Below are 15238 nucleotides of genomic sequence, written 5' to 3'. Positions count from 1 at the left end.
ACGGCCTGCTGTCATTTCTATCAGTTTACGACCCTGCCGTTCGCTGATTAGCTCCGGAAAACGGCCTTGCATGGCAAGGCCAGAAGGAGCTTATCGCGATGGACCCACGCCCTCTTACTGGCAACCGCCCGCCGCTGTGCGGCCTGCCGTCACGGTCATCCATTGGCTGCCCTAACCGCATCGTCGACTATCAGCTCGCTGAAATGGCGGTGCTGCTGCGCAGCGGCGAACTGACTGCCGAACAGTTGACCATTGCCAGCCTGGCACGCCTTTACCGGTTCGAAGAATCGCTCAAAGGCTATGGCGACAACAGCCTTTCGGTGCATATCGATGCGCAGCAGGCGCTGACCCGCGCGCGCCTGGCCGATCAATGGCTGAGCAACGCCGATGACCCTCGCGGCCCTGCGCCGCTGCTGTGCGGCATCGTGCTGGGCATCAGCGAGTCACTGGTGGCCGTGGCGCGTAATGGCCGGCCCTGGAAACTTGAAGACTCGCCGCTGGTTGCCCGGCTGTATGACCAGGGCGCGATTTTACTCGGCCCGCTGCGCGGCTCGATATGCCCCGGTGGCACGCAGAGCGGGTTGAGCGCCATCGCCCCGGTCGCCAGGCTGTGCGCTGCGGCGCTGGCGCAAACCGCCGATGACGCCTTCATGATGCCCAGTGCCGCTCATGCGGCCAGCGGCATCAAACCGTCGCTGGGCCTGGCCATGGGCTGGGACGTGCCCGGCACTGTCGCACGCAGCGTGCGCGATGCAGCGCTGGTGCTGGCAGCGCTCAGTGAAGCCGGTGCAGCGCAAACCGCGCCCGTGCGATGGCCGGTGACAGCCCGGTCAGGCTACAGACCGCTGCTCAGTACCCGCATTGGCGTAACGCCGCCGAGGGCAGCGGACGCGCCGCAAAGCTGGCAGGTCCTGGAGCGGTTTCGCGAGCAACTGGCGCGCCTGGGAGCGCGATTGATCGAACTTCCCGATGCACCGCCATGCCCGCCGCGAGGCTGGGAAAGCAACCTGCGCGATCAACGCCTGGACTTCATGCTGGTGATGTCCTCAGCATCGTCCGGGCCTGACAGGCTACCCCATGTGCCGGGCTGGCCGATGGTCACTTTCCCCATCGGCCAGAGCAGCAGCGGTGCCAGCATCAATGCAGCGTTCTGCGGCCCGCACCTGTCGGACGCCAGGCTTATCCAGGCGGCCCTGGACTTTCAGGCGTGCTATCCGCACTACCATGACAGCGCCCCGCCGCTGCGGATCGGCTCACTGAGGCTCGCCAACGTTACTGCGCCAAAGAAGGCCTGGCCCACAAATTGATACCGCCCTCCACGGCAAAGCGATCAATCTCGGCCAGTTCCTCGGCACTGAACGCCAGGTTGTTCAAGGCGGCAACGTTTTCGACGATCTGCTCGGGCCGGCTGGCGCCGATCAACGCCGAGGTCACCCGTGGGTCACGCAGGGTCCAGGCCAGCGCCATCTGTGCCAGGCTCTGACCACGCTGCCGGGCGATCGCGTTGAGTTTGCGTACATGCTCAAGGTTCTGCTCCGACAGATGCTCGGCCTTCAATGAACCACCGCCGGGACGATTGACCCGGGCATCTTGCGGCACGCCATTGAGGTACTTGTCCGACAGCAGGCCCTGGGCCAGCGCAGTAAAGACAATCACGCCCGCGCCCAGCTCATCGGTGGCATCAAGCAGGTCTTTCTCCACCCAGCGATTGAGCAGGTTATAAGCCGGCTGATGAATCAGCAGCGGCACATTCCACTGTTTGAGCAGCGCGGCGATTTCCCGGGTTTTACTGCCCGAGTAAGACGAGATGCCGATGTACAGCGCCTTGCCTTGCTGCACGGCGGTGGCCAGTGCGCCAGCGGTTTCTTCCAGCGGCGTGTCGGGGTCGAAGCGGTGCGAATAGAAGATGTCGACATAATCGACACCCAGCCGTTGCAGGCTTTGATCGAGGCTGGCCAGCACGTACTTGCGCGACCCGCCGCCCTGACCATAAGGACCTGGCCACATGTCCCAACCGGCCTTGGTGGAGATAATCAGCTCGTCGCGATAAGCCTTGAAGTCTTCACGCAGCAAACGGCCGAAATTGACCTCGGCGCTGCCATAGGGCGGGCCGTAATTATTGGCCAGGTCGAAGTGGGTAATGCCCAGGTCGAAGGCAGTGCGCAGCATGGCGCGCTGGGTATCGATCGGCGTGGCGTCACCGAAGTTGTGCCACAGCCCCAGCGACAGCGCCGGCAGCAACAAGCCACTGCGCCCGGTGCGACGATAGAGCATGTCGTTGTAGCGGTTTTCGGCAGCGATATAGGTCATGCGGATTTCCTTGAATAATTCGGTGTTTTCGTCGCCGTAAGCCCGGCCGGGCGGTGGCCCGCTTTAGCCGGGAAGCCTTCGCTGCTAAAGCAGCTCCTACGGGATCAATGGCTGTGCCAGACCGCCTTGCTGACATCGATTTTCCTGGGCAGCAGACGGTTATCGTAGAACAGGTCCGCAGTCACCTGCTGCGCCTTGATGATCTCAGGGGTAATCGGCAGGCTCGGCGAGACCGGACGGTGGTCGATGTACAGAGCGATCACCTCGGCCGGCAGGCCCATGCTGCGGGTCAGGATCTCGATGCTCTGCTCGCGCTGGCTGCGGGTCAGGTCATCGGCAGCCGTCAGCTCATCCAGCACCTGCTGGACAAACGCCGGATGTTCCTGAGCAAACCCACGTCGGGCAGTGTAGACCGGACCGGACAAGCCCAGCCCCGTACCATCGGCCAATAGCCGGCTATGCCCTTCAACCAGCGCGATGGAGTAGTACGGGTCCCAGATCGCCCAGGCATCGACGCTGCCATTTTCAAAGGCCGCCCGGGCATCAGCCGGGCTCAGATAGATCGGCTGGATATCCTTGAACGTCAACCCGACCTTGAGCAAGGCGCGCAGCACCAGATTGTTGGCGCTGGAGCCTTTCTGCAAGGCGACCTTGCGGCCCTTGAGGTCCTCGACTTTCTGCAAGGCGCTGTCCTTGCGTACCAGAATCACCTCAGCTTGGGGCTTGGCCGGCTCGGCGCCGACATACACCAGATCAGCCCCGGCAACCTGGGCGAAGATCGGCGGAATATCACCCGTGGAGGCGATGTCCAGACTGCCGACGTTCAACGCTTCAAGCATCTGCGGCCCGGCCGGAAACTCGACCCACTTGACCTGCGTCTTGGCAAAGCGCTTCTCCAGCAGTTGATGCTCTTTGGCCAGGACCAGCGGAATCGAGCCTTTCTGAAAGCCGATCCGCAACGTCTCCGGGTCAGCGGCAACGGCCATATTGATCAAGCCGCAAAAGGCCAGAGCGGCGCTGAGCAATGCCAGTGGTTTCATCGGTAATAGACCTCATTCAAATCGGTTGGCGGGCCGTTGCAGCCCCAGATTTTCGCGCAGGGTGGTGCCTTCATATTCGGTGCGGAACAGGCCACGGCGTTGCAGCTCCGGCACCAGCAGCCGGGCAACATCTTCCAGCCCGCCGGGCAGATGCGGCACCAGCACGTTGAAGCCATCGGCCGCACCGTTTTCAAACCAGTTCTGCAGCTCATCGGCAATCTGTTCAGGTGTGCCGATCAGGCTGTAATGCCCACGGCCACCGGCAATCCGTCGCCCCAGTTGCGCCAGGTTCAGGTTTTCCCGGGCAGCCAGCTCAGTCAGCAATTGCTGGCGGCTGCGCTGACCGCTGTCGGTCAGCGGCAGTTCCGGCAGTGGCCCGTCCAGTGGATAACCGGACAGATCGAAATTACCCAGCATGCGGCCCAATAACGCCACGCCCACCTGCGGCTCGACCAGTTCCTGAAACGACTCGAACTTTGCCTTGGCGGCTTGCTCAGTCTCGGCCACTACAATCAGCACACCGGGCATGATCTTCAGCGAATCCTGACTGCGCCCATACGCTGCCAGCCGCCCCTTGAGGTCGGCATAGAAGGCTTGAGCACTGGCCAGCGAAGTTTGCGCGGTGAACACCACTTCAGCGGTGCGCGCCGCCAGGTCACGGCCCACTTCCGAAGAGCCGGCCTGTACCACCACCGGCTGCCCCTGTGGTGAACGCGCCACGTTCAGCGGCCCCTTGACCCGGAAGTGCTCGCCCTGGTGATCCAGCACATGCAGCCTGGCCGGGTCGTAGTACTCACCGCTGGCCTTGTTGCGGGTAAACGCATCGTCGCCCCAACTGTCCCACAAGCCGGTCACCACCTGGTGAAACTCCTGTGCCCGGCTGTAGCGGTCGGCGTGACCGACATGCTCATCCAGACCGAAGTTCTGCGCTTCGGCCGCCGCGTCGGAGGTCACCAGATTCCAGCCGGCACGCCCGCCGGACAGGTGATCGAGCGAGGCAAACTTGCGCGCCACGTGGTACGGCTCGTTATAGGTGGTGGTCGCCGTGGCGATCAGGCCGATATGCTCGGTCACCGCGCTGAGCGCCGACAGCAGGGTCAGCGGCTCGAAGTGATCCGAGCGTGCCATGCGGCTGGCGATATCGCCGGTCGCTGCTGCCACGCTGTCGGCCACGAACAGCGCATCGAAACGTGCCGCCTCGGCCACCTGGGCCAGATGCCGGTAGTGCTTGATATCCAGCCCCGCGTTGGCGGGGACATCCGGGTGACGCCAGGCCGCAACGTGGTGCCCGGTAGCCATCAGGAATGCGCCCAGTTTCAGTTGGCGGGCAGGCTTGTTCATCTATACGACTCCTTGGTTTTGAGGGTTGTCGCACGCAGTAGGGTTGTAGAGGTAAACACAGGCTGCGAACACAAGGCCCGTAGGAGCGGCTTCAGCCGCGAAGCTTTAGCCTCGAGTCTTCGCCGCTAAAGCGGCTCCTACAGAAAACCGTGCAGCACTGTCAGAAGTCTTTACGCAGTTGCACGCCAAAGTAGCGCTCATCGTCACGCGGAACGGCGCGGTAGATGTAGTTGCCGCCGGTGGCCAGCATCGGCGAATACGACTTGTCGGCCAGGTTTTTGCCCAGCAGCGCTACGCGCCAGCCAGCGTTGTAGTCGGCCAGGGCCACGCTGGCGTTCCAGATGCCGTAGGCGCCCTGCTTGGTGTCGATGTTCTGGCTGATGTCGTACTGCACTTCGCTCTGCCAGGCGTAATCGGTGCTCAGCTCGATATCCAGGCCGTTGTCCAGCGGGATGCTGTAGTCGGCACGGACATAGCTTTTCCAGTCCGGGCTGTACGGCAGGGTCTTGCCATCGACATTGCACGAGGCGGCGGCGCCGGCCGGGCAGGCAAAGGTGTCGATGCGCGCCTTGGTGTAGGCCAGGGCACCGGAGAGTTTGAACTGCGAGGTCACCTGCAGCGCATAGTCGAGTTCGACGCCCTCAGTCTTCACGCTACCGGCGTTGATCAGCCGGGTCACCACCTGGCCGGCGACGCTGTCGAAGAAGTTCGCCTGATAGTTGTCGTAGTCGCTGTGGAACACCGCCAGGTTGGTGGTCAGGCGGTTATTCCAGGCGCTGGCCTTGATGCCCACTTCCCAAGTGTTGGAGGTCTCCGGCTTGAGCGCGTCAGTGTCACGTGGCTGCATGTTGAAGAACACGTTGTACGCCGGGCCTTTGTAGCCACGCGAGTAGGTCACGTAGCTGGTCACCGTATCGCTCAGGTCGTACTGCAGGCCCAGGCGGCCAGATTTGCCGTCTTCGTCCACGCTACCCGAACTGCTGGTGGCCGGCTGGATACCGCTGACCGTGACCGCCGAGGTCGAAACCCGCCGGTGATCGTATTCGAGCTTGTCGTGGGTCCAGCGCAGACCGGCAATGGCGCGCAGATCCGGGGTCAGATTGAAGGTGCTTTCACCGAACACCGAATAACTCTGGTTGGTAGTGCTGTAGTCGGCGATACCACGGTCGCGGCTGGTCGGGGTGATCAGTGTGCGCTGGTAGGTTTCGTCACTCTTGCCGTACATGTAGAACAGACCGCCGACGTATTCGACGAACTCGCCTTTGCGCGAAGCAAGACGCAGCTCCTGAGAGTACTGGTTGTAGTCGAGCTGACCTTTGTCTTCAGTGCCGGCAAAGGCGCTGGTGATCGCCCCGAGGCGGTCGCCGTCCTGGTACTGGGTGTTATCCCAGCCGCGCCAGGCGGTGATCGATGTCAGGGTGAAGTCGCCCAGTTGCCAGTCCAGCTGGCCAGACAAACCCTTGTTCACATCATCGACATGGCTGCGGTAATCGCTGAGCACATCACGGTTGTCGCTGTCGGCACGTACCGGCGCCAGCGCCGCGCCAAACGCCGGGGTCAGCGCTTTGCTGACCACCCCGTTGGGCGCGTCGTCATGGGCCTGCTGGTAATCACCGATCAGGGTGAACGTGATGTCGTCGTTAGGGGTGAACTCCAGCTTGCCGCGAATGCCTTTACGGTTGTAGCCGTTGACTTCCTGGCCGTTGAGTTTGTTATCCACATTGCCGTCATAGCTGCCGAACAGGGTGGTCAGCGAGCCTTTGAGGGTGTCGGGAATCAGGCTGCCGCCAATCCCGAAGCGGGTCCGGCTTTCATTGCCGGTGTACCACGACTGGTCGATGTAGCCATGGGTCTCGGCGCTCGGCGCCTTGCTCACCACGTTCAGTACACCGGCCGAAGCGTTCTTGCCAAACAGCGTACCCTGCGGGCCGCGCAGCACTTCGATGCGCTCCAGGTCGAGCAGGTCCAGGGTCGCCTGACCCGGACGGCCAAGCACCACACCGTCGATCACCGTGGCCACGGTCGGCTCGACACCCGGCGAGGTGGAGATGGTGCCCACGCCACGAATGAACAACGAGGTGTCCTTGTTCGAAGCACCGGTCCGGAAATTCAGGGTCGGCACCTGTTGCACCAGGCTGGCCACACCATTGCGGTTATCGCGCTCCAGTTGCTCGCCCTCGACCACCGAGACCGCCACCGGGACTTTCTGCAGCGACTCTTCACGGCGCGTGGCGGTGACCGTCACGGCGTTGAGCACCGGTGCATCGCTGGCATTCTGGCCAGTCTCGGCCAGGGCCGCACCGGGCGCCAGTGGCAGGCTCGCCAGGCCCAGCAGCAACCAGGCGCAACGGCCTGCACGTCGGCTATTCGGCTGAGCGCCAGCATGATGAATGGCCTGCGCCAGAAGAGTGTGTTGCGTACCGCCCCCAAGTGTTGTCTGCATCTGTGTGCCTGCTTTAAATGTGCCGAACCTCGCCAATGCCCCACGCATCGACCGCTGATTGTCTGCTAACTTGATTCGGCATTCGCGGCAGCGAGTAGCAGACAAACCATGACGTTAGCGCTAACATCGCAAGTATCAGAAATTGGCACATAGAGCGTCCAATACTGAAAAATTACTTTTATATATCGTTAAGTTTTATAAGCCTTCGAGCATGACGGAAAAATCCAGCGCAACACGCAAGCGCCGTAACGCCGGCCGGGTGACCCTGAGTACGGTGGCCAAACAGGTCGGGGTTTCAGCGATTACCATCTCGCGCTACTTCAACCAGCCCGAGCAAGTCTCGCCAGACCTGCGCGAGCGCATCGCCGCCGTGGTCAACGAGCTGGGCTATGTACCCAATCTGGTCGCCGGCGGCCTGGCCTCGGCGCGCAGTAAAGTGGTCGCGATGGTTATCCCCAATATCTCCGGGCCGATCTTTGCCAATACCATTCAGGGCTTCAGCGACACCCTGAGCCAGCACGGTTTTCAACTGCTGTTGGCGTCCAGTTACTTCTCTGCCGAGCAGGAAGAAAGCGCCGTGCGCGCGTTTCTCGGCTGGTCACCGGCAGCATTGGTATTGACCAGTCATTTCCATACCCCGGCCACCGAGAAGATGATCGAGCAGGCCGACATGCCGGTGATCGAGACCTGGGACTACCGCCCGGAGCGCGGCCCGATGCAGATCGGATTTTCCCATTACCAAGTGGGCGTCAGCGCTACCCGCCATCTGCACGCCAAGGGCTACCGGCGCATCGCCTTCGTGCTCAACAGCATGGCCGGCGACTTCAGCGCACTGGAGCGCCGCGACGGTTACGCCGCAACGTTACAGGCCCTGGGCCTGGAGCCCTGGGTGTTCACCCCGCAAGCGGGGCTGACCCCGTTCGAAGCCGGCAAACAGGCCATGCACGCTCTGATGAACAGCCCCACCCGCCCTGATGCGATCGTGTTTGCCAACGACAACCTGGCCGCCGGCGGGCTGCTGGCCGGGCAACGGGCCGGCCTGAGAATTCCACAAGACTGCGCGGTGATGGGCTTTGGCGACTATGCGTTCGCCGAGATGCTGCTGCCCAGCCTGAGCACCATCAAGCCCCCGGCGCTGGAGATCGGCGTACTGGCCGCGCAACGGGTTTTACAAAGCCTGGGGGTGTTGCCGGTGAGCGGGGATATCCAGCGGTTGAACCTGCTCGATTGCCAACTGATAGAACGAGAGAGCACTTAAACCGCCTAAGATGGGTTGATGTTTCTTAGTTTGCCAAAGGAGACCTGCCCCATGACCCGCTCTCGAAAAGTCGCGATCATCACCGGTGCATCACGCGGCATCGGCGCCGAAATCGCCCGGCGCCTGGCGGCCGATGGCTTTGCCGTGGTGATCAACTACGCCAGCAGCGCCGATGAAGCCGATACCCTGGTGGAACAACTGATCGGCGAAGGCCGTGACGCCATCGCGATCAAGGCCGATGTGTCCAGCGTCAGCGATGTGCGGCGGTTGTTCGACGCCACTGAACACCATTTGGGCAAGGTCGATGTGCTGATCAACAATGCCGGTATCCTCAAGACGATGGCCTTGGCCGAAACCAGTGACGAACTGTTTGAACAGACCTTCGCCATCAATACCCGTGGCGTGTTCAACACCCTGCGTGAAGCCAGCAAGCGCCTGAACGACGGTGGACGGATCATCAATTTTTCGACCACCGCCCTGGCCCTGAACCTGCCGGGTTACGCCATCTACAACGCCAGCAAGGCTGCCGTGGAAGCCATGACGCCAGTGTTTGCCAAGGAGCTGCGCGGACGCAACATTACGGTCAACAGCGTCGCTCCCGGCCCGGTGGCTACCGAGCTGTTTCTGGCCGGCAAGACAGAGGAACAGATTCAGCATTTCGCCAGCCTGCCGCCGCTGCAACGGCTCGGCCAGCCAGAGGATATCGCCAGTGTGGTGGCCTTTCTGGCCGGGCCGGACTCGGGATGGGTCAATGGGCAGGTATTGCGCGCCAATGGTGGCTTGGCCTGAGTTGTGCTGCCCGGAGCGCCGGCCGGCCACTCCCACCAGACCGCGTAGCCCTTAACTGATCGGCATTACCCCGTAGGAGCGGCTTTAGCCGCGAAGAGCATCGCGGCTTTCGCGGCTGAAGCCGCTCCTACGTCGGCCTGCGCGCAAGGCGCAATCAGTATTCGATGCGCACGTCGGTTTTCGGAATGCTGCAGCACGACAGGATGTAACCTTCGGCTTCGTCGTCTTCGGTGATGCCGCCGTTGTGCTCCATCTCCACTTCGCCGCTCAGCTTCATCACCTTGCAGGTTCCGCAGATGCCCATGCCGCAGGCTTTGGGGATCATCAGGCCCAGCTTGGAAGCCGCCGCATGGACGGTTTCGCCCGGGGCAATGCGGATGCTCTTGCCGGTGTCGGTGAACTCCACCTGATGCAGGTCAGCGGTGTCCACATCAGCCGCTTCAGCCGCGTGCTCGGCGTTTTCGACCGCGTCAGCCTTGGCTTCGGGCGGCGTCGCACCAAACGACTCTTCATGGTACTGGGCCATGTTGAAGCCATTGTCCTGCAGCATGCGCTTGACCGCACTCATATAAGGCGTCGGGCCGCAGCAGAACACCTCGCGGTCGCGGAAGTCCGGCGCCATCATTTCCAGCATTTTGATGTTCAGGTAGCCGCGATAGCCGGCCCATGGCTCGCCCAGGCCATATTTTTCACAGATCAGGTGCAGGTCGAAGTTCTCGATCCGCGCCGCCATGTGTTCCAGCTCACGATGATAGATAATGTCTTTCGGCGAGCGGGCGCTGTGCACGAACACCATGTCGACGTTGGCGTTGGTGTCGTAGTACCAGCGCGCCATGGACATGACCGGGGTGATCCCTACACCGCCGCTGAGGTAAAGAATCTTGGGGTTAGGGAAATCGATGGCGTTGAACAGCCCGACCGGGCCATGCACCGCCAGTTCCTGGCCTTCATGCAGTGTGTCATGCAGAAAGTTGGAGACCTTGCCGCCAGGCACCCGCTTGACGGTAATCGAGAAGCTGTAAGGCACTGAGGGGGCACTGGAGATGGTGTACGAGCGCATCACCGGCTGGCCTTCGATCTCCAGCTCAAGCGTGACGAACTGCCCCGGCTTGAAAAAGAACATGATCGGCTGGTCGGCCATGAAGCAGAACGTACGGACATCCCAGGTTTCCTGAATGACCTTGACGACGCGCACAAGGTGACGACCGTTGGCCCATGTCTGGGTGTTGACCGGGTTAAGGAAGTTTTGGGACATGCTCGATCTCCACGGCCGACTGTCGGCCTTCTTATGGAACGGATTCTGCGCAAGCCCCCGTCCGGCCATTTACCTATCAGCGACATTGACGTACTTACCGCGACCAGCCCCATAGGGCATGGGGTTGCCAGTCGGGAACGGATTCGGCCATGTCGTGCATGGATAAGGATCAAGCCTCGTGTATCTCCACACTCGCCGCTAAATCGTTACGCGATGCTCGTAAGCCAAAACGAACCAAAACGGGCGCCTGAAAAACCCGCCCTGCGTGCCAACAAGAACCGTATTAGCCACATTATTTTCGCGGCCGCCCGAGGCGGTCATGAGGAACCACACGATGGACGTCACTGCAAACCTGAGCCTGGGCGACCCGCTTGAAGCCGCACGCAAGGCAACTGCCGAGATGCTGCAGACCCGCGAACGCACCTATTCTCTGCCGCAACCGTTCTACAACGATGAGCGCCTGTTCGAAATCGACATGCAGGAGATCTTCCAGAAGGAATGGCTGATCGCCGGCATGACCTGCGAGATTCCGAAAAAGGGCAACTACCTGACCCTGCAGGTCGGTAAAAACCCGGTGCTGGTCGTGCGCGGTCCTGACGACACCATCAATGCGTTCTTCAACGTCTGCCGTCACCGTGGCTCGCGCCTGTGCACCGGTGAAAAAGGCAAGGTCGCCAAGCTGGTCTGCCCTTACCACCAGTGGACCTACGAGCTGGACGGTCGCCTGCTGTACGCTGGCAGCGAGATGGGCGATGACTTCGACATGAAGAAATTCAGCCTCAAGCCGATCAAGGTCAAAACCGCCGGCGGCTACATCTTCATCAGCCTGGCAGAAAACCCGCCAGCCATCGACGAGTTCCTGGCCACACTGCACCACTACATGGAACCGTACGACATGGAAAACACCAAGGTGGCGGTGCAGACCACCTTGATGGAAAAAGCCAACTGGAAGCTGGTTCTGGAAAATAACCGCGAGTGCTACCACTGCAGCGGCTCGCACCCTGAACTGCTCAACACCCTGCTGGAATGGGATGACACCAACGACCCGCGCGCCAGCCAGGAATTCAAGGACCACGTGGCAGAGTCCGCTGCCAAGTGGGAAGCCGAGAAGATCCCTTACCTGCACGCCGGTTTCGGCTTGCGTAACCGTATCGTGCGCATGCCGCTGCTCAAGGGCACCGTGTCCATGACCATGGACGGCAAGCAAGGCAGCAAGAAGCTGATGGGCCGCATCCAGAACCCTGACCTGGGCTCGATGCGCATCCTGCACCTGCCGCACTCCTGGAACCACTGCATGGGCGATCACATCATCGTCTTCACCGTGTGGCCGATCAGCGCTCAGGAAACCATGGTCACCACCAAGTGGCTGGTGCACAAGGACGCTGTGGAAGGTGTCGACTACGACGTGGCACGCCTGCGCGAAGTCTGGGACGCCACCAACGATCAGGACCGTCGCCTGGCCGAAGAGAACCAGCGCGGCATCAACTCTATCGCCTACCAGCCAGGCCCATACTCCAAAACCTACGAGTTCGGCGTGGTCAACTTCATCGACTGGTACAGCGCCCGCATGCTGGCCAACCTGGGTGCCGAGCCTGCGCCTTACCTGAAAGAAGTGAAGATCCAGAGCAACTGACCAGCGCCTGGCCTGACAAGCCCGCCTCTGTAACCGGAGGCGGGCTTTTTTGTGGCCGATGAGGATTGCCTCAACGGCCTCTATCAGTTCTGCCAGTAACTGCGCACGTTGATGATTCCTAGACTGATGTTGGCCATGTCATCTGCTCAACAGAAATGGCCATCCCCTCAAGGAACCAGAGACGCCTCATGAAAGCCATTGCGCACCTCATCTTGCCCGCCATTCTGCTCGCAAGCCCGTACGCAGCCCTGTCGGTCGGCACTGCGTACGCCGAAAACGGACCTGGCATGTCAGCCGCCCCTCAACCAAACGCTGAAAGCAATACTGCTCCGCCGACCGAGTCACTTGAACCGCGCGAAGAGTCGGCATCGCAAAGCCAGGCTGGCGATGAATATGCCGGTGATGAGCAAGCCGCGACTTCTGACATATCGGTTACCCAAGGAACAGTCGAACGCCCCAATACCTGGTCTGATTACTCTCGGGTCGGTGATATAAATGTCTACGAATACGGCGGTCAGCGCTTGTTATTTCAGGCCAAGCGTGAGGGACGACCCTCCGACTATAATTGGCACTACCCCACGTCAGCATCCGACAATGAGCACTGGACGTTCTACTCCCGGCACATCGGAACGTTTAGCGACCCCAAGGACTGGAATGACTACAGCGTGCCGGGTGATATTCATCGTTACGAATATGGTTATAAAACCCTGTTCTTTCAGGCCCGGCAGTCCGGTCGGCCGTCCGCTCATAACTGGTATTACCCGACCCGTGAAGTCAGTGACGCTAACTGGACTTACAAAGGATTGCATGCCGGTACATGGCAAGATCCAAAAACGTGGAACGAGCCGACCTGGCCAGGCGCTGTACACTGGTATAAAGAATACAATCTGTTTTTCACCTCCCGGGTCACCGGTACACCTTCAGCCAACTACTGGCATTACCCGACTTCGGCCGTGAGTAACACTTACTGGTCCTACCTGAACCCGCAAACCCGCACCGCGCCGACGATCAACGACCTCGACAGAGGCTACGATAAATACACTTGGGTAACCGCGCATAATGCTTATCTGGACGCGCTGACGCCACAACTTGATCGGGGTGTAAGAGGCTTCATGCTGGACTTGCGCCTCGACTCACAAAACACCGTGCGCATGTGCCATAAGCCAGGCCCGCAGGACAAGTGTTCAACCAGCGATCCTTCATTGCACGATGCGTTCTCGAACACATTCCTGCCTTACCTGCGACAGAACCCCAACGCCGTCATCGCCCTGCTGCTGGAGGCCTATGTGTCACAGGACGATATCAAGCGGGTGTTTGAGCAAGTCCCGGACCTTGCCAATTACAGCTATGCTCACGGCGACAACGAACTGCAATGGCCCACATTGCGCCAACTAATCAGCACCAATAAACGCTTGCTAATCTACTCCGACAGATCCCTGCCAGGTACCTATCAGGTTGGCAACAAAAACATCACCATTTATCGCGCCTCCGATCATCAGATCGAAAACACTTATAACCTTGGCGACACGGTACTCATTCATAACTGGGAGTGTAAGTCTCGCTACGGCGCAGGGTTTGGCCCCTTCACTACCAGCAGTGGCCTGAACAAACTGTTCGTGCTCAATCAATTCCATTCATTTGGCAGTAGCACAGCGCACGCCGGTGACATGGACAACAATCTCACCTGGCTGCAACGGCGGGTGGAGCGCTATTGCTCAGGACCGACCAACGGGCGCAACCCGAATTTTTTGACCATAGATTTCAATCAGGTGGGTGATGCCTTTCCTTACGCCGCCGCGCTGTCACAAGGCGGCTACTATTTTTATGAACACAATGCCGGCAACCGGGATGGCGACAGCACCTGTGCATTACCAGGTAATCAGCCAAGTGGCAGTGATGGCGTCCAATACAATTTGCGGCTGGCCGCCAATGGTTGTGAGAACGACGAAATCCGCTCCTTGGAACTGGATGGAATTCGTGCCGGAACCCGACTGGAACTGTATGACAGTCCCGATGCTGACCGGCAGGATGATTTCACGCTGATTGATGTAAAACAGTCGATACCCATGGGTCAGCGAGTGCGCATTAATTCACTGGAAGGCTCTGCAGAAACGTTCTACTACCGCAAACTCGCGGCCCATAACAACGGGCTTGATGGCAAGGTCTCACGTATCAGGGTCCGCACGACGCCAGCCGATAATGATATAAGCGATGCACTGATCGTCTTCCACGAAGGCAATAATGGCAGCCAGAATATTGTCTGTTCGGTTCCCTTCGATACTTACCGTGCATTCAAAATGGGCAGCGGCAATAACCCCTACGGCTGCGATAACGACGAGATTCGTTCGGCCAAAATCATCAAAGCTGGCAAGGGCTCGACCTTCAGGGTGATGGGCAACCCGAACGGCAGTCCTGACCAAGGGCAGGCAAGCGTGACCGTCAAACGCAACATCCTGACCCCTGTTACGATCGGCAGCTTCGCCAGCAGCTATGAAAATGCAGATGTAAAAGTCATTGGTGGTGGAGGCAATCTGGATGGCAAGATTTCTTACGGTGACTTCCAACCCAAGGCCGAGCCTGAGCAGCAGCCCGAACCTGAGCCGCAGCCCGACCCACCGCCCGACCCCGGCGCGCCTGCGGCACCTACAGACCTTCGGCTGGAGCAGCAACAACAACAGCAGCATCTGCGGCTGCGCTGGAATCCGAGCTCAAACGCGGTTAAATACAGGGTATTCCATTACTTCAAGCAAATCGGAGAAGTCACTGGCACTTCACTGGCCTATGACCATCCAGACAGTGTTGCCGGTCGTTATCATGTACATGCAGTGGACAGCCAGGACAGGTTATCACCCAGATCGGACTTTCTTTGGGTTTACCCCGAATGGTAATGGGTGAGGGGCGCGGGGTGCTCAGCGATGCCGAACTGATCAATTATTGAGCACCCACCGGTAAAGCATACGTGACGTGGCCTGGAGCCAAGAGCAAACAACTTGTCCACAGGCCCGCCAACAGAGATTGTGCACAACAATTTGAATTGTGCTGCTACGATCCAGGAACCGTACCCTGCAAGAGGCTCCCAATGTCAGCCAGCTGACCTGATCATTATTTGACCTTCGGCTTGTATCCCTTTAAATACAAGGGCTACAGAGATAAACAAACATATTATCCA

10 protein-coding genes are annotated in these 15238 nt (G+C 60.0%); 5 read left to right on the top strand and 5 right to left on the bottom strand.

Annotation, left to right across the window (positions count from 1 at the left end):
* Positions 1-98: 98 nt before the first annotated feature.
* Complete coding sequence (locus NJC40_RS08015) at positions 99-1307, top strand: amidase family protein (protein ID WP_253140247.1); 1209 nt, start codon at positions 99-101, stop codon at positions 1305-1307.
* On the opposite strand, the gene mgrA is transcribed toward NJC40_RS08015, so the two are convergent.
* The 4 genes from mgrA to NJC40_RS07995 form a co-directional block, all read right to left on the bottom strand.
* Positions 1273-2310, bottom strand: a complete 1038-nt coding sequence (mgrA, locus tag NJC40_RS08010) for an L-glyceraldehyde 3-phosphate reductase (protein WP_045486311.1) — start codon at positions 2308-2310, stop codon at positions 1273-1275. The two genes, NJC40_RS08015 and mgrA, sit on opposite strands and share 35 nt — an antisense overlap.
* A gap of 104 nt (positions 2311-2414) precedes the next feature.
* Complete coding sequence (locus NJC40_RS08005) at positions 2415-3350, bottom strand: sulfonate ABC transporter substrate-binding protein (RefSeq protein WP_253140246.1); 936 nt, start codon at positions 3348-3350, stop codon at positions 2415-2417.
* Between the two features lie 12 nt (positions 3351-3362).
* Entirely contained in the window at positions 3363-4691 is a 1329-nt protein-coding gene (locus NJC40_RS08000; protein WP_253140245.1) for an LLM class flavin-dependent oxidoreductase, read from the bottom strand.
* Positions 4692-4851: 160 nt separating this feature from the next.
* A complete protein-coding gene (locus tag NJC40_RS07995; RefSeq protein WP_253140244.1) occupies positions 4852-7182 on the bottom strand; it encodes a TonB-dependent receptor in 2331 nt (776 codons plus the stop codon).
* 163 nt (positions 7183-7345) lie between these two features.
* Here NJC40_RS07995 and NJC40_RS07990 point away from each other — a divergent pair, with 163 nt between their 5' ends.
* The gene (locus tag NJC40_RS07990; RefSeq protein ID WP_045486300.1) at positions 7346-8392 is read left to right on the top strand and encodes a LacI family DNA-binding transcriptional regulator; all 1047 of its coding nucleotides are present in this window, start codon (positions 7346-7348) and stop codon (positions 8390-8392) included.
* Between the two features lie 51 nt (positions 8393-8443).
* Positions 8444-9181, top strand: coding sequence for an SDR family oxidoreductase (locus NJC40_RS07985; RefSeq protein ID WP_253112123.1), 738 nt, complete (start codon positions 8444-8446; stop codon positions 9179-9181).
* Between the two features lie 154 nt (positions 9182-9335).
* Here NJC40_RS07985 and gbcB read toward each other — a convergent pair whose 3' ends face one another.
* On the bottom strand, positions 9336-10436 hold the full coding sequence (gene gbcB, locus NJC40_RS07980) for a glycine betaine monooxygenase reductase subunit (protein WP_045486294.1): 1101 nt from the start codon (positions 10434-10436) through the stop codon (positions 9336-9338).
* A gap of 334 nt (positions 10437-10770) precedes the next feature.
* Between gbcB and gbca the strand changes: the two genes are divergently transcribed.
* Positions 10771-12069 carry a glycine betaine monooxygenase oxygenase subunit gene (gene gbca / locus NJC40_RS07975; RefSeq protein WP_045486291.1) on the top strand — a complete coding sequence of 433 codons (1299 nt, stop codon included), beginning with the start codon at positions 10771-10773 and terminating at the stop codon, positions 12067-12069.
* 188 nt (positions 12070-12257) lie between these two features.
* Entirely contained in the window at positions 12258-14957 is a 2700-nt protein-coding gene (locus NJC40_RS07970; protein WP_253140243.1) for a phosphoinositide-specific phospholipase C-related protein, read from the top strand.
* Positions 14958-15238 lie beyond the last annotated feature (281 nt).

Origin of the sequence: Pseudomonas sp. 21LCFQ02 (assembly GCF_024129895.2) — a bacterium.
Taxonomy (GTDB): Bacteria; Pseudomonadota; Gammaproteobacteria; order Pseudomonadales; family Pseudomonadaceae; genus Aquipseudomonas.
This window is presented reverse-complemented; position numbering and strand designations above follow the sequence as displayed.